Origin of the sequence: Tomitella fengzijianii (assembly GCF_007559025.1) — a bacterium.
In the GTDB taxonomy this organism is placed as follows: domain Bacteria; phylum Actinomycetota; class Actinomycetes; order Mycobacteriales; family Mycobacteriaceae; genus Tomitella; species Tomitella fengzijianii.
Map to the genome: position 1 here is coordinate 233,315 of NZ_CP041765.1, position 22,385 is coordinate 255,699.

General features: G+C 72.0%; 19 protein-coding genes. 9 read left to right on the plus strand and 10 right to left on the minus strand.

Features of this window, described 5'->3' with window-relative positions; genetic code table 11:
* Positions 1-186 precede the first annotated feature (186 nt).
* From FO059_RS01085 to FO059_RS01115, 7 genes are all read right to left on the minus strand, one after another.
* Positions 187-954 carry a cyclase family protein gene (locus FO059_RS01085; RefSeq protein ID WP_143905633.1) on the minus strand — a complete coding sequence of 256 codons (768 nt, stop codon included), beginning with the start codon at positions 952-954 and terminating at the stop codon, positions 187-189.
* Between the two features lie 59 nt (positions 955-1,013).
* A complete protein-coding gene (locus FO059_RS01090) occupies positions 1,014-2,657 on the minus strand; it encodes a thiamine pyrophosphate-binding protein (protein ID WP_143905635.1) in 1,644 nt (547 codons plus the stop codon).
* A gap of 106 nt (positions 2,658-2,763) precedes the next feature.
* Complete coding sequence (locus FO059_RS01095) at positions 2,764-4,407, minus strand: phytoene desaturase family protein (protein ID WP_233266861.1); 1,644 nt, start codon at positions 4,405-4,407, stop codon at positions 2,764-2,766.
* Complete coding sequence (locus FO059_RS01100) at positions 4,404-5,888, minus strand: flavin-containing monooxygenase (protein ID WP_143905637.1); 1,485 nt, start codon at positions 5,886-5,888, stop codon at positions 4,404-4,406. Before FO059_RS01100 ends, FO059_RS01095 begins: the two co-directional genes overlap by 4 nt.
* 16 nt (positions 5,889-5,904) lie before the next feature.
* On the minus strand, positions 5,905-6,693 hold the full coding sequence (locus FO059_RS01105; protein ID WP_143905639.1) for an SDR family oxidoreductase: 789 nt from the start codon (positions 6,691-6,693) through the stop codon (positions 5,905-5,907).
* A gap of 171 nt (positions 6,694-6,864) precedes the next feature.
* Positions 6,865-7,827 (minus strand): AraC family transcriptional regulator, encoded by a 963-nt coding sequence (locus FO059_RS01110; RefSeq protein ID WP_199257049.1) that lies wholly within the window; start codon positions 7,825-7,827, stop codon positions 6,865-6,867.
* Between the two features lie 117 nt (positions 7,828-7,944).
* Positions 7,945-10,317 carry a bifunctional salicylyl-CoA 5-hydroxylase/oxidoreductase gene (locus FO059_RS01115; RefSeq protein WP_143905641.1) on the minus strand — a complete coding sequence of 791 codons (2,373 nt, stop codon included), beginning with the start codon at positions 10,315-10,317 and terminating at the stop codon, positions 7,945-7,947.
* A gap of 232 nt (positions 10,318-10,549) precedes the next feature.
* On the opposite strand from FO059_RS01115, the gene FO059_RS01120 reads away from it, so the two are divergent.
* From FO059_RS01120 to FO059_RS01135, 4 genes are read left to right on the plus strand one after another with little or no spacing between them, the layout of a single operon-like run.
* Complete coding sequence (locus FO059_RS01120) at positions 10,550-11,695, plus strand: acyl-CoA dehydrogenase family protein (protein ID WP_143905643.1); 1,146 nt, start codon at positions 10,550-10,552, stop codon at positions 11,693-11,695.
* A 29-nt stretch (positions 11,696-11,724) separates the two neighbouring features.
* Complete coding sequence (locus FO059_RS01125; RefSeq protein WP_143905645.1) at positions 11,725-12,561, plus strand: enoyl-CoA hydratase family protein; 837 nt, start codon at positions 11,725-11,727, stop codon at positions 12,559-12,561.
* The gene (locus FO059_RS01130) at positions 12,558-13,346 is read left to right on the plus strand and encodes an SDR family NAD(P)-dependent oxidoreductase (protein WP_143905647.1); all 789 of its coding nucleotides are present in this window, start codon (positions 12,558-12,560) and stop codon (positions 13,344-13,346) included. The genes FO059_RS01125 and FO059_RS01130 overlap by 4 nt, the downstream gene beginning before the upstream one ends.
* Positions 13,343-13,738, plus strand: coding sequence for a RidA family protein (locus tag FO059_RS01135; protein WP_143905649.1), 396 nt, complete (start codon positions 13,343-13,345; stop codon positions 13,736-13,738). The genes FO059_RS01130 and FO059_RS01135 overlap by 4 nt, the downstream gene beginning before the upstream one ends.
* Positions 13,739-13,781: 43 nt before the next feature.
* Here the strand turns inward: FO059_RS01135 and FO059_RS01140 are convergent, their stop codons facing one another.
* Positions 13,782-14,687: a PaaX family transcriptional regulator gene (locus FO059_RS01140; protein ID WP_233266860.1), complete on the minus strand. Its 906-nt coding sequence runs from the start codon at positions 14,685-14,687 to the stop codon at positions 13,782-13,784.
* A gap of 144 nt (positions 14,688-14,831) precedes the next feature.
* Between FO059_RS01140 and FO059_RS01145 the strand changes: the two genes are divergently transcribed.
* Both FO059_RS01145 and FO059_RS01150 read left to right on the plus strand, forming a co-directional pair.
* The gene (locus FO059_RS01145) at positions 14,832-16,472 is read left to right on the plus strand and encodes an AMP-binding protein (RefSeq protein WP_233266859.1); all 1,641 of its coding nucleotides are present in this window, start codon (positions 14,832-14,834) and stop codon (positions 16,470-16,472) included.
* On the plus strand, positions 16,469-16,885 hold the full coding sequence (locus tag FO059_RS01150) for an acyl-CoA thioesterase (protein WP_143905651.1): 417 nt from the start codon (positions 16,469-16,471) through the stop codon (positions 16,883-16,885). Before FO059_RS01145 ends, FO059_RS01150 begins: the two co-directional genes overlap by 4 nt.
* 12 nt (positions 16,886-16,897) lie before the next feature.
* Here FO059_RS01150 and FO059_RS01155 read toward each other — a convergent pair whose 3' ends face one another.
* Together FO059_RS01155 and FO059_RS01160 are read right to left on the minus strand one after the other, a co-directional pair.
* Entirely contained in the window at positions 16,898-18,061 is a 1,164-nt protein-coding gene (locus FO059_RS01155) for a CaiB/BaiF CoA transferase family protein (RefSeq protein WP_233266858.1), read from the minus strand.
* Positions 18,058-19,257, minus strand: a complete 1,200-nt coding sequence (locus FO059_RS01160) for an acyl-CoA dehydrogenase family protein (protein WP_143905653.1) — start codon at positions 19,255-19,257, stop codon at positions 18,058-18,060. Before FO059_RS01160 ends, FO059_RS01155 begins: the two co-directional genes overlap by 4 nt.
* A 189-nt stretch (positions 19,258-19,446) precedes the next feature.
* On the opposite strand from FO059_RS01160, the gene FO059_RS01165 reads away from it, so the two are divergent.
* From FO059_RS01165 to FO059_RS01175, 3 genes are all read left to right on the plus strand, one after another.
* Positions 19,447-20,535, plus strand: a complete 1,089-nt coding sequence (locus FO059_RS01165; RefSeq protein WP_143905655.1) for a LacI family DNA-binding transcriptional regulator — start codon at positions 19,447-19,449, stop codon at positions 20,533-20,535.
* 29 nt (positions 20,536-20,564) lie between these two features.
* Complete coding sequence (locus tag FO059_RS01170) at positions 20,565-21,677, plus strand: YbfB/YjiJ family MFS transporter (protein WP_233266857.1); 1,113 nt, start codon at positions 20,565-20,567, stop codon at positions 21,675-21,677.
* Positions 21,678-21,791: 114 nt separating this feature from the next.
* Positions 21,792-22,184, plus strand: a complete 393-nt coding sequence (locus FO059_RS01175) for a carboxymuconolactone decarboxylase family protein (protein WP_143905657.1) — start codon at positions 21,792-21,794, stop codon at positions 22,182-22,184.
* Positions 22,185-22,385 lie beyond the last annotated feature (201 nt).

A 22,385-nucleotide genomic window follows, 5' to 3' on the forward strand; every position in this document is an offset into this window, starting at 1 on the left:
CGGCCCGTCATCGCGCTGCTGTGGACCAGATCCGGTTCGGTATTGGGCATGGCCCAAGTCAAGGCGACGATGTGTTGCCAGACCGTATGCGATTTTCAATACACGGACGATATGCCGCTGAGTCGTGTCAACGCGGCGGCCTCGTCGAGGCTTGCCGTGCAGGGCATCCGATCTGCGTCGGCCGCCTCACTCCTCGACCAGCGCGAACACCCGCGCCGGGCTGCCGGTGCCGCCGACGATGGGCAGGGGCGCCACCACGAGCACCGCGCCGGTGGCGGGCAGCTGCGCCAGGTTCTGCAGCGAGGTGACCCCGTACTTGTCGTGCCCCAGCAGGTGGTGGTGGGCGGGGAACGGCGGCTGGAACTCGGCGGCCTTGCCCGCGTCGATGCCCACGGTGTCCACGCCGATGCCGGAGATCGGCCGCTCGGTAGCCAGCCACTCGGCCGCCTCGGCGGTGAGTCCGGGTGTGTGCGAGCCGTTCTCGTCGGCGTTGAGGAACGCCTCCTGATCATCCGAGTACTTCTCCCAGCCGGTGCGGAGCAGCAGCCACCCGTTCTCCGGCAGCCGCCCGTGCTCGGCCTCCCAGGCTTCGATGCGCGGCACGTCGATGAGGAAGTCCGGGTCGTTCTCCACCTCCGCGCGCACGTCGAGCACCACCGCCGGGCCGACGAGCCTGGGCAGTCCGATGCCGGCGACGTCCTTGCCCTCGCGCCCGGTGATCCAGTGCACGGGTGCGTCGATATGCGTGCCGATGTGCTCGCCGGTGCGGATGTTGTGGTGCTTCCAGAAGGGGCCGGGCTCGTTGTAGGCGCTGACCTCTTCGAGGCTGAAGTCGATGAGGTTGGAGAACGGCTCGGGCAGCCGCAGCGTCGGCGTGCCGGCCGACAGCGTGTTGGTCAGGTCGATCATCCTGATCGCCCCGCGGTCGAGGGCGGAAAGCAGTTCGGTGAGCATGGTCTGTCCCTTCGTTGCGATGATGGTCCGTGCCGACGGCGCCGCTGCCGGAGACCCCGCTACCCCTCGGCCTTGAACGCGTCGGCGAGCCACCAGGACGGCGCCGAGTCCGCCACTTTGATGTCCACCAGCAGCGGCGTGTCCCGCGGGCCGGACAGCCATGCGGCGACCGCGTCCAGGTCGCCTTCCTCGCGCACGGTGGCACCGGTGAACCCGTACCCGCGCCCGACCGCCGCGAAGTCGACGTCGGGGAAGGTGACGAAGCCGTCGTCGCCGTCGGTGCGGCCGAAGTGGTGCACCTCCGCGCCGTAGGCGGAGTCGTTGTAGACGAGCACCACCATGGGCAGGCCCAGCCGCACCACGGTCTCCAGCTCGGTGGCGCCCATCAGCAGGCCGCCGTCGCCGCAGGCGGCCACCGTCAGCCTGTCGGGGCGGGCGACGGCATGCCCGATCGCGGAGGCCAGGCCGAGGCCGACGCATTGGAAGGCCTGGCTGAAGCACAGCGAGCGGGCGTCGGAGATGGTGAGGAACATGCTCGGGTAGCCGAGGAAGTTGCCCGAGTCGACGGCGACGTTCTTGTCGTCGCCGAGCATCCCGTCGAGGGCGATGGTCGCCGTGCGCGGGTCGATGCGTCCGGGGTTCGCCGACGGCCGGAACGGGACGTCCGGCCACCGGGCGCCGTCGGCGATGCGCTTGCGGTTGGTGCCGGTGCGCCGCTTGCCGGAGAGCTCCTCCATCTCCGGGATGTGCGCGGCGATGGCGTCGGCGGTGGCGGCCGCGTCGCCGGCGATCTCCAGCTGCACGGGGCGCTGCAGGCCGAGCCGCGCGGGGGCGTCGTCCACCTGGACCAGCGTGGCCTTCTGCGGCAGCAGGTCGCCGTTGCTGGTGGTCCACCGGCCCAGGCCGCAGCCGAATGCGACGATCACATCGGAATCGAGGACCAGCTCGGCGGTGAGCGGGCTGGCCAGGTCGCCCATCACGTCCAGGTTGTACGGGTCGCCGTGGAAAAGGCCCCGGGCGACGGCCGAGGTCGCCGTCAGCCCGCCGGCGAGCCGGGCCAGGTTCAGCAGCTCGTCGCGTGCGTGCCGCGCCCCGCGCCCGCCGATGATCAGGGGCGCCCGGGCATCCAGCAGCAGCTGTGCGGCGGCCTCGACGTCCGCCGGATCCGGGAGCAGCGGGCGTGCGGCCTGCAGCGGCGGCACCGGGCCGTCCTCGGGGGACTCCATCGTCTGCACGTCCACCGGGAAGTTGAGCACCACCGGTGTGCGGTCGGCGAGGGCGGTGCGCACCGCCATCCGGACGTCCGCGGTGGCGGTGTCGCGGGCCACGCGCACCGAGGCGGCACCGACGGCGCGGGCGAGTCCCTCCTGGTCCACGCGGAAGTTGGACAGCCGGTCGCCCGTCGGCGCCTCCCCGGCGAGCACGATCAGGGGCGTGCCGCTCTTGGCCGCCTCCGTCAGGCCGGTGATCAGGTTGGTCAGCCCGCCGCCCTGGTGCACGGACACCACGGGCAGCGTGTCGGCCATGCGCGAGTACGCGTCGGCCATCGACACGGCGCCGCCCTCGTGGCGGGCGGAGACGTACGCGGCGCCGCGGTCGATGAGCGCGCGCGTCACGTGGTAGTTGCCGCTGCCGGCGACGCCGAACACCTGGGTGACCCCGAGGGCGTGGAGCGTCTCGGCGACCCGTTCGTAAACCTTCATCACTCGTACCCCATCCGCTTATTTCACAGTCTTTTCGTCGTCGGTGCGCAGGCTTCGCCGCTTTCGGCGGTGACCGCCTTCACCGCTGCCGCCGCGTCCCGGCGGGTCATCGGCGCTTGCGCAGCGCCGATGCCCTTTCCCGTATCCGGTCCGCCGGGGAGCCGCGCAGCAGGCGTTGCGCCACGATGTGCCCGGAACCGCCGCCGAGGCCCGGCCCGGGGTGGGTGAACGCCCCGATGTGGAACAGGCCGTCCACCTCCGTGCGGTGCCCGATCCCGGATCCGGGGCGCCACAGCAGGTTCTGATCGAGCTCGACGGCCCCGCCGTACGGGTCGCCGTCCACCGCGTTGCGGTTGGCGGCCGTGAGGTCCGGCGGCGAGTACACCGCGGAGCCGAGAATCCGACCGCGGATGCCAGGCGCGTGCTCCTCCAGCCGCTGCAGCACGCGGTCCACGTAGGCGCCGACGACCTGCGGGGTCCATTCGCCGCGGGTATCGATCTCGCCGGCGGCGTCCGCCCGGGGCCGGAAGGGGACCTCCTGCAGCTGAATCCAGAGCGTAGCGCCGCCCTGCGGCGCCCGCACGGGGTCGAGGACGCATTGCTGGCCGACGACGAGGGTCGGCGCCGCGGGGAGCAGCCCGGCCTCGGCCTGGGCGCAGGCGATGCCGGTGGAGTCCGACCCGTTGCCGACGTGGACCAGTGGCACGTCGGCGAGTCTGCGGTCCGTCCACGCGGGCGGCGAGTCGAGGGCGAGGTGGATCTGCATGGCGGCGCGCCCCGGGCGGTAGCGGGCCAGGGCCGCGGCGCCGGGCTTCCCCACCGCGGAGGCGGGCAGCAGCTCCTCGTACAGCGCGCGCGTCGACGTCGACGCGAGCACCGCGCGGCGCGCGCGGAGGGTCCGGCCGCCGACGACGACGGCGTCGGCGCGTCCGCCCGACACGCTGATCCGTTCCGCACGCTGTCCGAGGATCAGGTCGACGCCGCGCTCGGCCAGCAGCCCCTCGAAGGCCCGGACGAAGTGCGCGGCGCCGCCGGCGACGACGGGCAGCCCGAAGCCGTGCATCGACGCCGCCATCACCGGCAGCATGATCCCGCCGGACGCGTGGTCGGGCCCCAGCCCCGCGTGCAGCAGCCACGGCGTCCACAGCTGGTCCACCTCCCCGCCGGCGAAGTGTTCGCGGGTGAAGGCCCGGCCGCTCTGCGCCCCGGCGCGCGCCAGTTCGCGCAGCCCGTCGCCGCGCAGCCGGCGCCAGGCCGCGCCCGCGAGGCCGAGGAGCTCGCGGGTGCCCGTCTCCGTGCCGAGCGCGCCGAACACCGTCGGGCCCCACGCGTCCATCCGCGCGAGCATCGCCCGGTAGGCGTCGCGGTCCTCCGGCCGCTCGAGCGCGTCGGCGGTGGCGGCGGGGTCGCGCCAGGCGATGGCGGTGCCGCGTTCGGAGACCGCCGCGGTGACGGCGCCGTCGGTGTTGCGGTACTCGAGCCCGTGCCGGTGCAGGTCCGCGGCCAGCTCCGCATAGCCGCCGCCGCTGACGAACAGCGGGTGCCAGGAAGAGAAGGCGTCGTGGGTGTAGCCGGGCAGGGTCAGTTCGCCGGAGGCGATGAAGCCGCCGACGGCGTCGTGCTCGTCGACGAGGGCGACGCGCAGGCCCGCGCCGGCCAGTTCGGCGGCCGCGACCATGCCGTTGATCCCGGCGCCGATGACGACCGCGTCGTAGTCGTCGGTCCCGGTGCGGAGCGGCGTGACGGTCACGCCGCCGCCTGGAGCGTCTTCGCGAGCCGGGGCGTGATGTGCCGGTAGTCCTGCGGGCTGAACGGCAGCAGCCACTGCTTGATCTTGGTGGCGCGGGAGACGTCCATGCCCACGTCGGAGAGCACCTCGTCGATGTTGTGCACCGAGAACGGGATCAGGTTGGTCCCGTGGGCGTGCTTGCCGCGGGTGCGCTCGCGCATCCAGGCGAGGCGTTGCCGGGTCTCGTCGAGCATCTCCTCACGCGAAGGCGCCCGGTGGTTGCCGCCCAGCAGGGAGCCGATCCAGATGGCCGACACCTCCGCGGACAAGGGGGAGAGGAACGACGAGTTGTACCCGGCGAACGAGAGGTCGTCGACGTGGATGGGGTGGATCTGCCGGTACAGCAGGAAGTCGCCGTTCTCGTCGACGAGCCGCTCCATCACCGACGGCGGCAGGAACGGGATCTCCTGCGTCCAGCCGGTGGCGGCGAGGACGATGTCGGCGTGGATCACCTCGCCGTTCGCGAGTTCGGCGTGCGGCGCCCCGTCCTTCTCGAGGAAGCGGACGATGCGGGTGTCGCGCTGGACGGCGATCCGCCCCTCGGACACGGCCTCGAAGAACCCCTCGGTGGCGAGGGAGACCGTGGACCGTGCGATGTCGGCGAAGGTGCCCGGCGGCAACAGCCCCAGCGCCTTGAGCCGCAGCTGGCCGCTGGTGATCTTCTCCACGCCACCGAGCATGCCATTGGCGACCGCGGATCCGCGCGCGTGCAGGAAACGCTCGACACCCTTGAGCCGGCGGTACGGGAACAGGCTCTCGCCGAGCCGCGTGAGCAGCAGATACTTGTAGTTGATGATCCCCTTGACGTGCCGGGGCATCTTCCACAGCAGGTTGCGGGCGACCACCGTCGTCGAGCGGGCGACGGCCGCGGTCTCGACGGCGATGTCGCACGCCGACTTGCCGTAGCCCACGATCACCGCGTGCTTGCCGCGCACCTGGTCGAGGCTGTGCAGCTCGTTGGCCGGGATCAGCTGCCCGCCGGCCTTTTCCAGGTCGTCGATCCCCTCGTAGGCGGGGATGAACGGCCGCGAGAAGATGCCGCTTGCCACCACCAGATGGTCGTAATGCGTGGTGTCCTCGGCGCCGTCGGCGGCGCGAGCTGTGACGTCCCAACCGCCGCCGACGGTCGGCAGCGCAGACGTGACCTCCGTGGCCAGCCGGAGGACCGCGGACAGGTCGAACTTTGCGGTGTAGTCCTCGAGGTACTCCTGGACCTGCGCGCTGGTGGGCCACTGCGGGAAGCTGCGCGGCATGGCCATGTCCGACAGCGAGTAGCTGCCCTTGTTGTTCTGGGTGCGCAGCCCGGGGTAGCGCCGGGTGGCGCTCCACACGCCGCCCACGTCGGGCGCCTTCTCGTACACCGTGACCTGGTGCCCCAGCGCCCGGAGGACCCGCGCCGAGGCCAGGCCCGCGAATCCCGCGCCGATGATGCCGATGTTCATGCTCGTATCCCTCCGGTCACTCGGAAAGCTTCGGAATGGCGGGGACGGCCTGCTCCGGTCCCATCGCCGAGTAGCCGCCGTCGGCCGCCCAGTCGGCGCCGGTGACGACGGACGCGGCGTCGGAAGCCAGGAATGCGACGACCTCGCCGACCTCGCGGCCGTCGCCCACGCGGCGGGTCAGGTGGAACGGCGCGGCCACGCGGTCGGTCTTCGCCCTGTCGCCGCCGGAGAGGTCGTCCATGATCTTCGACCAGGTCCAGCCGGGGCTGACCGAATTGACGCGGATGCCGTCGACCGCGAAGTCCATCGCCATCGACCTGGTCAACTGGACGATGGCCGCCTTGCTCGCCGGATACAGCCAGCGCCCGGTCTGCGCCGCCGTGCTGGAGATGGACGAGAAGTTGACGACGGCTCCGCGTCCGCTCGCCGACAGGTACGGATACGCGGCGTGGACGAGTTCGACCATGCTCACGACGTTGACGTCCAGCGCGGTCAGCCAGTCCTTGCGCCGGCTGTCGAACCCCTCGTCGAGGTAGGTGGCCGCAAGGTTGACGACGATGTCGATGCCGCCGTGCCTGTCGACGGTCTCCTGGACCAGCCGGGCCAGGTCGGCGTCGTCGGTGATGTCGGTGCGCACGAAGTCGACGTGCGCGCCCAGCCGTGCGGAGGCGGCCCGGCCGCCCTCCTCGTCGATGTCGGCGATGACGACGTTCGCGCCGGCCTCCGCCAGCGACTCGACGACTCCCTGCGCGAGCAGGGTGGCGCCGCCGGAGACGATGGCGGTGCGTCCGGTCAGATCCGGCATGTCCGCATCCTTTCTCTCACGGGCAGAAGTTGCGTGCATCACAGAAGGTAGGCACATGTGATGCACGCCGCTATCCGATTCGCGCGACGATGATCCGGAATGCGCGGACCGTCGAGAATGCGGCGCGGGGCTGCCAGGGGACGAGCGCGGGCCGGCGGGGGAATACCGCCGTCAGCCGGCGAGGGTCTGCGACGGCAGCTCGCCGTAGGTGCTCCGGTAGTGCTGCGCGAACCGGCCCAGGTGGAACAGGCCCCACCGGGCCGCGGTGTCGGTGACGGAGGTCGACGACGGCGTTCCGGCCTGCAGCTCCCGGCGCACGCGGTCGAGGCGGATACGGCGCAGCTCCTGCATGGGAGGGACGCCGAGCTCGCGCCGGAAAGCATCCTGCAACGACCGCGCGGACACGCCGGCCGCGGCGGCGAGTTCCTGCAGCCGCCACGGGCGGGCCGCGTCGTCGGCCATGAGGCCGAGGGCGACGCGCACGGCCCTGCTTCCCGCGATCCGATCGGGCGTGTCGGCATCGTCGGGTGCGCTGCTCGCCTGCGCATCGAGCAGGCCGGAGATCAGCGTCCGCGCGAAGTGCGTGGCGGTGTGCTGCGAACCGAGGATGTTGCCGCCGGTATCGGCCTCGTCGACGGCCAGCCGGACCATCCGCAGCCAGGACCGCACGGCGGGCGCCTGCAGGTAGAGCATGGGCTGGAACACCGGCTCCGCGCCGTCGGGGCTCAACGCGGCCACGGCGTCGCTGCGCAGGTACACCAGCAGCTGTTCGCAGTCGGCGGACCAGACCATGTCCACCGGTTCGCTGGGCGAGCCCACCGACGCGTGGTCGGTGTCCGAGGCGACGACGTGGTCGCCCACCCGCACGCGCGCCGCGCCCGCGAGCGGAATCTGGACGAGGTAGAAGTCGTCGAAGGTGCCGGGGTTGATGCGGACCTCCGCGCCGTAGCGCAGGTAGTTCAGCTTGAGGTCGCCGCCGAACTGCACGCTGTTGTAGAGCATGTCCAGCGTGGCGTCACGCCGTGTGGGGGTGAGGACATGCGGGCAGAACTCGCCGGCGACGCGTTCACGTGCTTCATCGACGTCCGTCGTCGCCAGGAGCCGGTGCCGTGTGAGGATCGCCGATGCCATCATCCCGTGCCGAAATCCGCCTGCCGTCCCGCAGTCCTGTCGTCCATTCGGATCAGGGCCGCGGATTGACTTCGATGCTACCGCGTGCATACCCGGAGCGCGGGTTTCACGCCCGCCGGTTCACGGCCGCCACCTGCGGTGGCGGGTGCCCGCGTCGCCTTCGCGGATCAGTTCGAGGCGCGGCCGGTCGCGGTCGGCGCGCCCGGCCGGCGGCCTGCGGCTGCCCGCCTTGAACGGATCCACCCATTCGGCGCCCGGCCCCGCGTAGTCCTGCTCGGCGGCGGCGTGCAGCGTCCAGTGCGGGTCGTACAGGTGCGGGCGGCCGATCGCGACGATGTCCGCGCGGCCGGCGAGGAGCACGGAGTTGACGTCGTCCCACGAGCTGATGGCGCCGACCGCGACGATCGCGGTCCCGTGCTTGCGCCCGACGACGTTGCGGATGTGGTCGGCGAACGGCGTCTGGTAGCTGCGCCCGAAGGCGGGCTCCTCGGTGCTGACGACCTGCCCCGTGGAGACGTTGATCATCTCGACCCCGTGGTGTGCGAGAGCCTCGGAGACGGCCACCGCCTCGTCGATCCCGTTGCCGCCCTCGGCCCAGTCGGTGGCCGAGATGCGGGCGGACAGGGGTTTGCCCGCGGGCCAGGCCGCGCGCACCGCGTCGACGACGCGCAACGGGAAGCGCAGCCGGTTCTCCAGGGCGCCGCCGTAGGAGTCGGTGCGCTGGTTCGTCAGCGGCGACAGGAACGACGAGAGCAGGTAGCCGTGCGCCAGGTGGAGCTCCAGCAGGTCGAATCCGGCGCGGTCCGCGGCCTGCGCCGCCGCGGCGAACTCGTCGACGACCCGCTGCATGTCCGCTTCATCCATCTCCCGGGGCGTCTGGTTGGCCCCGGCGTACGGCAGCGGCGACGGGGCGATGACCTCCCAGTTGCCCTCCGGCAGCGGCTGGTCGATGCCCTCCCACATCAGCTTCGTCGAGCCCTTGCGGCCGGAATGCCCGATCTGCGCGCCGATCTTCGCGGCGGACTCGGCGTGCACGAAGTCGACGATGCGCTTCCATTCGCGCTCCTGATCGGCGGTGTAGAGGCCGGTGCACCCGGGGGTGATGCGCCCCTGCGCGGACGTGCAGATCATCTCGGTCATCACGAGCCCCGGCCCGCCCATCGCCTTGCTGCCCAGGTGCGCCAGGTGGAAATCGTTGGGCACGCCGTCGTGGGCCTTGTACATGTCCATCGAGGACACCGAGACCCTGTTGCGCAACTCCAGGCCGCCCAGCCGGTACGGCTGGAACATCGGCGGCGCCTGCCGCACCGCGTCGCAGTGGCCGGCGCGGTGCTGGTCGGCGGCGTACCAGGCGTCGAGGTCCTCGACGAACTCCGCGTCGCGCAGGCGCAGGTTGTCGTGGGTGATCCGGCGGCTGCGGGTGAGGATGTTGAAGGCGAACTGCGTCGGATCCTGGTGGGTGTAGTCGGCGATGTTCTCGAACCACTCCAGGCTGGCCTGCGCGGCGCGCTGCGTCGACTCGACGACGGGGCGCCGCTCGTCCTCGTAGTAGCACAGTGCGTCGTCGAGGTCGTCGTGCTCACTCAGGCAGGCGGCCAGTGCCAGCGCGTCCTCCATTGCCAGCTTGGTCCCGGATCCGATGGAGAAGTGCGCCGTGTGTGCGGCGTCGCCGAGCAGCACGATGTTGCCGTGCCTCCACGTGCGGTTGCGCACGGTGGTGAAGCTGGTCCACTTGGAGTTGTTGGTCAGCACCTTGTGGCCCTCGAGGACGTCGCTGAACAGCTCGGTGACGTATTCGACGGAGGCCAGGTCGCTCTCCCCGGGGCGCAGGCCGGTGGCGGCGACGTCCCCGAAGCCCGCGCGCCGCCAGACCTCGTCGTGCATCTCGATGATGAACGTGGAGCCGTCGGCGCCGTACGGGTAGCCGTGGATCTGCATGACGCCGTGCGGAGTCTCGCGGATGTAGAACTTGAACGCCTCGAAGACGCGGTCGGTGCCGAGCCACATGTACTTGCAGTCGCGCGCGTCCAGCTCGGTGCCGAACTCGCCGGCGTAGCGCCCGCGCACGGCCGAGTTGAGGCCGTCGGAGGCGATGACCAGGTCGTAGCCGGCGCTCAGCTCGTCGACGTCCGGCGCCTCGGTCCGGTAGCGCACGTCCACGCCCAGGTCGGCGCACCGCCGCTGGAGGATCCGGATGAGCTCCTTGCGGCTCATCGCCGCGAAGCCCTGCCCGCCCGAGGTGAAGGTCGCGTCCCGGAAGTGGACGTCGATGTCGTCCCACTGCGCGAACTGCTCCGACATCCGCCGGTAGATCTCCGGGTCCGCGTCCTCGATCCCGCCGAGCGTCTCGTCGCTGAACACGACGCCGAACCCGAAGGTGTCGTCCGGGGCGTTGCGCTCCCAGACGGTGATCTCGTGATGCGGGTTCAACTGCCTGACCAGTGCTGCGAAGTACAGCCCGCCGGGTCCTCCGCCTGCGATCGCGATCCGCATCGGTCCGCCTCCCTCGTGTCGAATGGGGCTAATATATATCGTAATTGTGACGTACGTCAATGAAACGATGCATGGATGGCCGGGCGCGGCAGAGTGCGCGCCTCCTTCGCGCTGGCGCGCCGGCGCGGGGTTGACCGTGCGGAAGGCGGTCGGTGCGATATCTAGTTCCGTTGACGAACGACGAGAAAACGATATAACGTGAGAGTATCGTCGGCATGGGAAGGACGTCCTCATGAACCAGTTCGCCCTCACCGAGGAGCAGAACGCCCTCGTGGACCGCGTGCGCCGCATCGCGGAGGAGGAGCTCGCCGCGCTGTCGGAGTCGGGCACGCCCGGGCGGATCAACCGCCCGCTGATCAAGGCGCTGGGCGCCCACGGCCTGCTGTCCACCCTCTTCGGCGGCGAGGACGCCGGACGCAAGGCGGCCGCCATGGACCTGTGCCTGCTGCGCGAGACGCTGGCCGCGGTGAACACCGAGGCGGAGACCGCGCTGGCGCTGCAGGGGCTCGGCAGCTACCCGTTCCTCCTGTTCGGCAGCGACGACGTCGTCGCCCGGTGGCGCCCGCAGGTGGCCGCCGGCGACGCCGTCGCCGCGTTCGCGCTGTCCGAGGCCGGCGCCGGGTCGGACGCCGGTGCGCTGGAGCTGCGCGCCGAGCCGGACGGCGACGGCTGGACCCTGCACGGCGAGAAGTGCTGGATCTCGAACGGCCCGGAGGCCGACGTCTACTCGGTCTTCGCACGCACCACGGAAGGCGCACGCGCACGCGGCATCACGGCCTTCGTGGTCCCCGGCGACAGCCCGGGGCTCAGCGGGGAGAGCCTCGACATGATCTCGCCGCACCCGATCGGCCGCGTCGTCTTCGACGGCGTCCGCGTCGGCCAGGCGGACGTGCTGGGCGAGGTGGATCGCGGCTTCACCGTCGCGATGCGCACGCTCGACCTGTTCCGGCCGAGCGTCGGCGCGTTCGCCCTCGGCATGGCGCAGGCCGCGCTCGACGAGGCCGTCGCGCACACCACCACGCGCTCGGCGTTCGGCGGGGTGCTGGCCGATCAGCAGGCGGTGTCGCACAAGCTCGCCGACATGGCGCTGCGGCTGGAGGCGAGCCGGCTGCTCGTGTATTCGGCGGCCTCCGCGTACGACGCGGGCGCGCCCGCCGCGGAGATCACCCGGCGCTCGGCGATGGCCAAGCTCGACGCCACCGAGACGGCCCAGTTCGTGGTCGACGCCGCCGTGCAGCTGGTGGGGGCGCGGGCGCTGCAGCGCGGCCACCTACTCGAACACCTCTACCGCGACGTGCGCGCGCCCCGGATCTACGAGGGCGCCTCCGAGGTGCAGCGCACGATCATCGGGCGCTCGTTGACCCGCCCGGCACGCTGACCGATCCGGCACGACGACAGGAGCCCACCATGACCAGGACCAGCCCCTTCCGCGCCTCGGCGCCGATCACCCAGGACTGGCGGCACTTCGACTTCCGGGTCGACGACGGCGTCGGCACCGTCACGTTCACCCGGCCCGAGAAGTACAACCCGCTCACCTTCGACAGCTACGCGGACCTGCGCGACCTGCTGCACGAGCTGCCCTACCGCGACGACGTCCGGGTGCTGGTGATCCGCGGCGAGGGCAAGGCGTTCTGCGCCGGCGGCGACGTCAACGAGATCATCGGCGAGCTGATCCGGATGGACGCCAAGGACCTCATGGCGTTCACCAAGATGACCGGCGACGTCATCCGGGCGATGCGCGAGTGCCCGATCCCGATCATCTCCGGCATCCAGGGGATCGCGGCCGGGGCCGGGTCGGTCATCGCGCTGGCCTCCGACTTCCGCGTGGTGGCGGAGTCCGGCAAGTTCGCGTTCCTGTTCACCAAGGTGGGGCTGTCCGGCGGCGACATGGGGGCGGCCTACCTGCTGCCGCGGGTGGTCGGCGCGGGGCGGGCCACGGAACTGCTCATGCTCGGCGACACCATCAACTCCACGACGGCGGAGCGCTACGGGCTGGTGAGCAAGCTGGTGCCCACCCCCGACCTCGACGACGAGGTGGCGGCGCTGGCCCGCCGCCTGGCCGACGGCCCGACGCTCGCGTACCAGCAGACCAAGACGCTGATCACCCGCGAGCTGGACATGCCCATCGGCAGCGCGATGGAGCTCGACGCCATGACGCAGGCGCTGCTCATGACCACCCACGACCACTCGGAGTTCCACGCGTCCTTCAACGCCAAGCGCCCGCCGCAGTGGGCGGGCCGGTGACCGCGCCCCGCGTCTGCGTCGTCACCGGCGCCGGGCGCGGCATCGGCAGGGCGGCGGCGCTGGCGCTGCTGGCCGACGGGCATCGCGTCGTCGCAGTGGCCCGGGGAGCGGAGTCGCTCGCCGCGCTGGCCGCCGACGCCGCCGCGGCACCGGGCGCCGTGCCGGACGCCGCCGAGCGGGTGCTCGCCGTGCCCGCCGACGTCACCGTCGCCGCCGACGTGGACCGGATCTTCGCCGCCGCCGAAGAGCAATGGGGCCCCGTGGAAGTGCTCGTCGCCGCCGCCGGCACCGGCAGCGCGGCACGGCTGGACGAGACGTCCGACGCGCTGTGGGAGTCGGCCCTCGCGCTGAACCTCACGGCGCCGTTCCGATGCATGCGGCGCGCGTTGCCGGGCATGCGCGCCGCCGGCTGGGGCCGGATCGTGGTGGTCGGCTCGGTGGTGTCCAAGCGCGGCGAACCGCTGGTCGCCGCCTACACGGCCAGCAAGCACGGGGTGCTGGGGCTGGTGCGCTCGGCCGCGGCAGAGCTGGCGCGCACCGGGATCACCGTCAACGCGGTGTGCCCGGGATACGTGGACACCCCCATGACCGCGCAGACGATCGCCGACATCGGCGAGCGCAGCGGCCGCACGCCCGACGAGGCGCGCGCCGTGCTGGCCGGCCGCCAGCCGATCGGCAGGCTGATCGACCCGGAGGAGGTCGCCGACGCTGTCCGCTTCTGCATCGGCAGCGGCGCGATGACCGGCCAGGGGCTCAACATCGACGGAGGAGCAGTGCAATCATGACCGGAATCGAGTTCGTCAACCCGCCCGAGCTGGGGCGCCCGTCCGGGTTCTCGCACGCGGTCCGCGCCGGGGACACCGTCTACCTGGCGGGGGAGACGGCGCTGAACGCGGAGGGCAGGATCGTCGGCGACACCCTCGTCGAACAGTTCGAGAAGGCGCTCGACAACATGCTCACCTCGCTGCGCGCAGCCGGGGGCGGGCCGGAGAACCTCGTGAGCCTGACGATCTACATCGTCGACCTGCAGGAGTACAAGGCGGTCATGCGCGACATCGGCCGCGTCTGGAAGAAGATGATCGGCGCGCACTACCCGGCCACCGCGGGAATCGGCGTCGCCCGCCTGTGGGACATCGAGGCGCGCGTCGAGGTGCAGGGGATCGCCTACCTGGGGTGAGCGCAGTGCCGGGACGGTGGCGGTCGGTGCGCGGCCGGCCCCGTCAGCGCGTGATCAACGTCGTCGCATGCTCGCGCGCCGGCCCGCTCAGCGTGGCGTTGAGCCGGTCGAAGAGCTCGCCGGCGGCGATGCCGTTCCAGCCGGGCGGCAGCAGCTCGTGCGGCAGGCCCGGGTCCAGGTAGGGCAAGCGCCGCCACTCCGTCAGCGCGGAGACGTAGGCGCGGAAGGCGTCCCCCGCGGTGAACGCGTCGGTGCCGGCCGCCTGCAGCACCGGCCGGTACCGCGCCAGATACTGCGCGTACAGCTCCGTCAGCTCGTCGAGGTCCCACCAGGTGCGGACCTTGGAGCGCAGGTCGCCGAACCCCAGGTGCTCGCCCCGGAACATGTCCACGTATCCGCTCAGTCCGCGGCGCCGCAGCATCTGCTCGGCTTCGCGTGCGATGTTGCCCGGCGCCACCCACACGCCGGCCGCCGCCGTCCCGAAGCCGAGCCGCGTCAGCTGCGTGCGCAGCTCGTGGCGCTTGCCGCGCTCCGACTCGGGGATCGAGAACACCACGGTCAGCCATCCGTCGCGGGGCGTGGCGCGTTTGCGCTCGAAGATCCGCACGTCGCCCTCGGCGAGCATCTCCAGGGTCTGCGGGGCCAGCGAATACCCGGCGCTGCCGTCGTGCCGCGCGCCGATGAGCATGCCCCGGCGCTTGAGGCGCGAGATCGACGACCGCACGGCCGGCGACGGCACCCCCAGCTCCTCCATCAGGCGAATCACGGCCGCCACCGCCAGCCAGTTGTTCTGCGCCCGCGCGTACAGACCGAACAGCGTCACGATGAGGCGCCGCGGCGGGATGTCGTCCGCCAGGCGGACGCCGTCGATCGCGGGCGCGGCTTCCGTTTCGAAGTCGACGTCGACGTCGGTCGAGCCGGCGGGGGAGGTGGTGTCAGCCTGCGTCACGTCTACAGCATATCCAAGCCCGGTGGGAGTGCAGTCGGGCGGGAAAAATCAGCAACGTGCAGCACGATCATTGGAATATCGAATCGTTGACGGGCGTCACGAACTAAGTATATTGTGATGTGAGCGACAATCTGGAGGTTTCGCATGATGCACACGACCTCGGAGTCCGCCCGGCATTCGGCGCACATCGACACGTTCTGCCGTGACAACCTGCCGCCCGCGGACCAGTGGCCCACCTTCGAGTTCACCCTTCCTGAGCTGCAGTATCCGGACCGGATCAACTGTGCGACAGCACTTCTGGACGACGTCATCGCGTTGCACGGACCGGATCGACCGTGCCTGTCCGGCGGCGGCGAATCCTGGACCTACGGCGAGACGCTCGCGCACGCCAACCGGATCGCGCACGTGCTCGTGGAGGACCTGGGCCTCGTGCCGGGCGGGCGCGTCCTGCTGCGCGGCTTCAACAACCCGTGGATGGCGGCGTGCTGGCTGGGCGTCCTCAAGGCCGGCGGGGTCGTCGTGACGACCATGCCGCTGCTGCGCGGCAAGGAGATCCGCGGACTCATCGACCTGACACGTGCGGGGATCGCCCTGTGCGACCACCGGCTGGCGGAGGGGATGTCCGCGGCGGCCGACGGCGTCACGGTCGTGTACTTCGGCGGCGCGGGGCCGGACGACCTCGTCGCCCGTGCGTCGACGAAGCCCGCGCAGTTCGACGACGTGCCCACCGCCGCCGACGATGTGGCGATGCTCGCTCCCACCTCGGGCACCACCGGCGTCCCCAAGGCGACCATGCAATTCCACCGGGACGTCCTCGCAGTGTGCGACACGTTCTCGAAGCACGTGCTGCAGCCGACCGAGGACGACGTGTTCACGGGCACCCCGCCGCTGGGGTTCACCTTCGGGCTCGGCGGTGCGCTGCTGTTCCCGCTGCGCGTCGGCGCGTCGTCCATCCTGCTCGAGCACCCCGACCAGGACGCCATCGCCGACGCGATCATGCACGGCGGCGCGACGATCCTGTTCACGGCGCCCACCGCGTACCGGTCGATGCTGCGGTCCGGCCACGAGTCCGTGCTGGGCAGACTCCGGCGCGGGGTGTCGGCCGGGGAGGCGTTGCCGGGCGCAGTCTGGCAGGAGGTCCGCGACAGGACCGGGCTCGCATTGATCGACGGGATCGGCGCCACGGAGATGATGCACGTGTTCATCTCCGCCGCCGACGAGAACATCCGCCCCGGGGCGACAGGTCGCGTGGTGCCCGGCTACCGGGCGGAGGTCCTCGATTCGTCCGGCCGCCCGGCCCCGGACGGCGAACCCGGCCGCCTTGCGGTCATCGGCCCCACCGGATGCCGGTATCTGGCGGATCCGCGCCAGGCCCAGTACGTCCATGACGGCTGGAACATCACCGGCGACACCTACATCCGCGACGCGGACGGCTACTTCTGGTTCCAGGCGCGCAGCGACGACATGATCGTCTCCTCCGGCTACAACATCGCCGGGCCCGCCGTCGAACAGGCGCTGGGGCAGCACCCGGACGTGGTCGAATGCGCAGTGATCGGCATTCCGGACGAGGCGCGCGGCGCCGTCGTGCACGCGGCGGTGGTGCTGCGCGACGGGGTCGCCGGCGACGACGCGAAGCGCAGCGAACTGCAAAGATTCGTCAAGGACGCCATCGCCCCGTACAAGTATCCGCGGAGCCTGGAGTTCCGCGCGTCCCTGCCCAAGACGCCCACGGGCAAGCTGCAGCGCTACCGGCTGCGCGAGCAGATCGCGGAGCAGGGGCGATGACCGCCGCCACCGCCGCGCCCGCGGTGACCATCCGCCGCCGTCTCGAGTGGCCGGACACGGACGCGGCCGGCCACCAGCACCACTCGGTCGTCATGCGGTGGGCGGAGGAGGCGGAGGCGGAACTGCTCGAATCGATCGGGTACGCGACGCTGTTCGGCCGGATCCCGCGGGTGGTCTTCGAGGCGCAGTACCTGCAGCGCCTGTGGCTGCGCGACCCCGTCGAGATCCGTTTCGGGATCGACGCGGTGGGCCGCACGTCGCTGACCTACACCTTCGAGGTGGAAGGCCCGCAGGGCGTGGCGGCGACCGGCCGCATGGTCGTAGTCCACACCGACGGCAACGCGGGCGGCGCCGTGCCCTGGCCGGACGGGCTGCGCCCGCTGCTCACCGGGGAGGCCCGCCCACCGCGGTGAGCGGGCCCCGGATCAGGGCGCGGGCTCGTCGAGCCCCGGCGGTGCGCACCGGTACCGCGGCGGTGTGGCCGAGAGCCGGATCGGGTTGGCCACCTGGCGCACCGGGGCCTCCCGGCGCGGATTGTCCACCTCCACCACGGGGTCCAGGCCCAGCCGCTCCGCCAGCGCGAACGCGTCGGCGAGGTCGTTCAGCGGCCCGCACGGCACGCCCACCGCGGTGAGCCGGGTGAACCAGCCTTCCGCGGTGTCGGCGGCCAACAGCCCGGTGAGCCTGCCGACGAGCTCCTCGCGGTGCGCCACCCGGTCGGTGTTGCGGGCGAACCGGGGATCGTCGGCCAGCTCGGGCGCGCCGAGCGCGTGCACCAGCGACCCGAACTGCCGATCGTTTCCGACTGCGAGCACCAGCGCGCGGTCGGCGGTGTCGAACAGCTCGTAGGGCGCGATGCTCGGATGCCGGTTGCCCATCGCCTGTGGCACGACGCCGGCCCCGACGTACCCCGACGCCTGGTTCGCCAGCGCGGAGAGCAGCGACGACAGCAGGTTCACCTCGACGCGCTGGCCGTCGCCGGTGCGGTCGCGGTGCCGCAGGGCCGCCAGCACGCCCACCGCCGCATGCAGTCCCGTGATGATGTCGACGAGGGCGACGCCCACCTTGGTCGGCTGCCCCGGGCCCGGCCCGGTGATGCTCATCAGCCCGCCGACCGCCTGCACCAGCAGGTCGTAACCCGGCAGGTCGTTGTGCCCGCCGAACCCGGTGATCGAGCAGTACACGACCCCCGGATTGGCGGCGGCCACGGCCTCGTAGCCCAGGCCCAGCCGGTCCATCGTGCCGGGCAGGAAGTTCTCGACCACGACGTCGGCGCGCTCGGCAAGCCGACGCGCCTCGGCCAGTCCGTCCGCGTCGCGCAGGTCCAGCGCCCGGGAGCGCTTGTTGCGGTTGACCGACTGGAAGTACGTGGCCTGCCCGCCCGCGAACGGCGGCCCCCACGAGCGGGTGTCGTCGCCGGCCCCGGGGCGCTCGATTTTGACCACCTGCGCGCCCAGGTCGGCGAGCAGCATCGTGGCGTACGGCCCGGCGAGCACCCGGCCGAAGTCGGCGATCACCAGCCCGTCCAGTGCGCCCGCGGCGGCCGTCGTGCGCACCGGGGAGGAGTCCACCGCGCCCGCGCTGCTCACCGGAACGCCGCCTCGCCGGTCAACGCGCGGCCGATCGTCAGCTGGTGGACCTCGGAGGTGCCCTCGTAGGTGAGCACCGACTCGAGGTTGTTGGCGTGCCGGATCACCGGGTACTCCAGCGTGATCCCGTTGGCGGCCAGGATGGTCCGGCACTCGCGGGCCACGGCGATGGCCTCCCGGCAGTTGTTCAGCTTGCCCAGGCTCACCTGCGCCGGCTCCACCGTGCCCGCGTCCTTGAGCCGCCCCAGCTGGTAGGCCAGCAGATGGCCCTTGCCCACCTCGAGGGCCATGTCCGCGATCTTGGCTTGCGTGAGCTGGTAGGCGGCCAGAGGCTTGTCGAACACCATCCGCGTGGACGCGTAGTCCACGGCGGTCTCGAGGCAGTCGCGCGCCGCGCCGATCGCGCCGAAGATGATGCCGAAGCGTGCCTCGTTGAGGCAGCTCAGCGGGCCGCGCAGCCCCCGTGCTGCGGGCAGCATCGCCGACGCGGGCAGGCGCACGTCCTGCAGCACCAGCTCGGAGGTGACCGACGCGCGCAGCGACATCTTGTTCTTGATCTCCGGCGCGGAGAACCCGGGTGTGTCGGTGGGCACCACGAAGCCGCGGATACCCTTGGCGCCCTCCTCGAGGTCGGTGTTCGCCCACACCACGGCGACGTCCGCGACCGAGCCGTTGGTGATCCACATCTTCGCGCCGTTGAGCACCCAGTCCGCGTCGTCGCCGGAGCCGTCCCGCTTGGCGTGGGTGCGCATGCCGCCCGGGTCGGAGCCGAAGTCCGGCTCCGTGAGGCCGAAGCACCCCAGCGCCTCGCCCGCCGCCATGCGCGGCAGCCATTCGTTCTTCTGCTCCTCGCTGCCCCAGTGGTGGATGGCGAACATCGCGAGCGAGCCCTGTACGGACACCAGCGACCGGATGCCGGAATCGACGGCCTCGAGCTCCAGGCACGCCAGCCCGTAGGACACGGCGCTCATGCCGGCGCAGCCGTAGCCGTCCAGGTGCATGCCCAGCACGCCGACGCCGCCGAGCTCCTTGGCCAGCTCGCGCGCCGGGATGCGCGCGTCCTCGAACCACTCCGCGATGTGCGGCCGGATGCGCTTGTTCCCGAAGGCGCGGACCGTGTCGCGGATCTCGATCTCCTCGGCGGACAGCAGCGAGTCCAGCGCGAACAGTTCGGTGAGTGTGCGGGTGTCGGCCATGTCGGCTCCTGTCGGTGTCGCGGAAGACGGCACGACGCCGGGTGGGATGTGCAAACCATTGCGCAATCGATTGCGTCGTGATGGGATGGACTGTAATCAACCGCCGTGACGGAGTCAACACCCCGGGGTGCGCGATACTCGGCCCGGCGCGATACTCGGGCAGGACAGTGGAGAGGAAATGGGGAGACGATGACGGAGGCCGACGGGCACGTGCCCCCCGGCGGCGCGGAACCGCCCGCGCGCGGCGGGCGGCCGCCGACGATGCGCGAGATCGCCGAGCGCGCCGGCGTCCACATCTCCACCGTCTCGCGCGTGCTGCGCCAGAGCGAACCCGTCGACGGCTGGTCGCCCGCCGCGCAGCGCGTGCGCGGGATCGCGGCCGAGCTCGGCTACCGGCCCAACCCGTGGGCCGCCAGCCTGCGCACGCGCCGCACCACCACGATCGGCGCCGTCATGCCGCGGCTCACCGACGGCGTCGTCGCCACCATCTACGGCGGCATCGAGGAGGCGGCCCGCGCGTCCGGCTACTCCGTGCTGCTGTCCAGCCCGCCGGACGACCAGGACGAGCAGCGCACCGCCATCGACCTGCTGATCGGCCGCCAGGTGGACGGCCTGCTGCTCAGCAGCCTGCACAGTCCCGCGGCCGGTTTCGTGGCCGGGCTGGGCGCCGCGGTGCCGATCGTCGCGGTCAACCGGCACGCCGACGCGGGCCTGCCGTCCGTCACCGGCGACGACCATCACGGCGGTCGCCTGGCCGGCCGGCACCTGATCGCGTGCGGATACCGGCGGCCCGCCGTGATCGGCGGTCCCGCGCACGCCACGACCGGCCGGGACCGGGTCGACGGGTTCCTGGCGGCCGCGGCGGACGAGGGCGTCGCCGTCGCGCGGGACCGCATCCTGCACACTGCGTTCGACGTGGAGGGTGGCGTCGCGGCGGCGCACCGGTTGCTCGACCGGGACGGCAGGCCGGACGCGATCTTCGCCGCCAGCGACTCGATCGCGCTCGGCGTACTCGGCGTGGCCCGGGACCTGGGGCTGCGGATACCCGAGGACCTGGGCCTGGTCGGCTACAACGACATCCCCGTCGCAGCGCAGCTCCCGGTGCCGCTGACGACGGTCGCCACGCCGGCCCGTCGGATCGGAACGACCGCCGTGCGCATGCTCCTGGAGCTGATCGACGCGGGGACCCCGCAGGACGGAGCCGCCGCGCCGCGGGAACTGCTGCCCGTCACGCTCGCCGAGCGCGGCACCACCGTCCTGGCCGCGGCGCGCGTGTGAGGCCGGGGCCCGGTCCCGCCCGTTCGCCGGTGCCCGCACTGCAGGCGTGCGCGGGGCTGGCCGCGGCGATGGGAGTCGGCCGATTCGTCTACACGCCGCTGCTGCCGCTGATGGAGGAGCAGGCGCACGTCTCGGCATCGGCGACCGCGTTCGTCGCGACCGCCAACTATCTCGGCTACTTCCTGGGCGCGGCCGCGCTGATCGTCCGGCCAGGGTGGTCCCGATCGCGCACGGCGTTCCGCGGGGCGCTCGCCGTGCTCGTGGCCAGTGAGGTGGTGATGATCGCGGCGGTGAGCGTGCCGCTGTGGTCGGCGTCGCGGCTGGTGGCCGGGGTCGCGAGCGCATTCGTCTTCGTGTACGCGGCGAATGCGCTGGCCTCGCGGCCGTTCCCCGGGCTCGGATACGCGGGCGTGGGCGTGGGCATCGCGGCGTCCGGACTGGCGGTGACCCTGCTCCAGGACCTCATCGGGTGGGAACCGCTGTGGCTGGTGGCCGCGGCGATGGGGGCCGCGTTCGCCGCGGGCGCGTGGGGGCTGGCTCCCGCCGCGCCGCCCGGGCCCGCGAAGCCGGGCGGCGGCGACGCGGCCGGGGCCGTCCGCGTCGAGCGTCCCGCCCGCTCCGCCCGCAAGGCGTGGCTGCTGGCGGGCGGCTACTTCCTCGAGGGGCTCGGCTACATCATCCTGGGCACGTTCCTCGTCGCGGCCGTCTCCGCCGAGGGCCCGGAGTGGACGGGCCCCGCGTCGTGGGTGCTCGTGGGCGCGGCGGCCGCGCCGTCGACGGCGCTGTGGGCGTGGGCCCGCAGACGGTTCCGCACCGAGACGCTGCTGGCCGCGGCGCTCGCGCTCCAGGTGGTGGCCGCCCTTCTGCCCGCCGTCGTCGGGGGAACTGTGGCCGCGGCCGTCGCGGCGGTGCTGTTCGGCGGCACGTTCATGGGGATCGCCATGCTCGCGATGACTGCGGGGGTGGAGATGGGGGTGCCGCGCGCCGCCGCCGTGCTCACCGCGGGGTATGCGGTGGGACAGATCCTGGGGCCGCTGGTGGTCACCCCGCTGCTGGCGGGCGGGTACGACTCCGCCTTCCTCACCGCGGCGGGCGTGCTGGCGGCGGCATTCGTTCTGGTGGCGGGGATCCGCAGGCGCTGACCTGCGCGGCGCCGAGCGCTGCTGCAGTCGTCTTCTGCGGATACCCCCGGGGGTGTGCTATCGTCGTTCGCGTGATACCCCGGAGGGTATAAAACGCGACGAAAGGCGACTCAGATGACCGAGCACGACGGCGGCCCCGCGTCGGCACACGGCAAGGCGGTGCTGCGCGAGCTCTCCCCGCAGAACCGCAACCTGCGCCGCGCGATCCCCGAGGTCTACAAAGGTTTCGGCGCACTGTCCCAGGCCGCGTTCGCGGACGGCGCCCTGGACACCAAGACCAAGGAACTCATCGCCCTGGCGATCGGCGTGGTCGAGGGCTGCGACGGATGCATCGCCTCCCACGGCCAGTCGGCGGTGCGCAACGGCGCCACGCGACAGGAGGCGGCCGAGGCCATCGGCGTCGCGTTCCTCATGCACGGCGGCCCGGCGACGGTGCACGGCGCCCGCGCATACGAGGCGTTCTGCGAGTTCGCCGACGCCCACGAATCCGGCGAGAAGCCGGCCTGACCGCTTAATCCTCATCACCCTCAGAGACCTGACGAAAGGCCCGGTCGATATGTGCTCCCCGACCCGATGCCGCAAGTGCGGCAAGACCACCTGGAAAGGCTGCGGCAGCCACGTCGCGCAGGTGAAGGCGACCGTCCCCGCGTCGCAGTGGTGCGACGGGCACCATGAAGCGGCGGCGGATGCGGCGTCGCCCGGAATGTT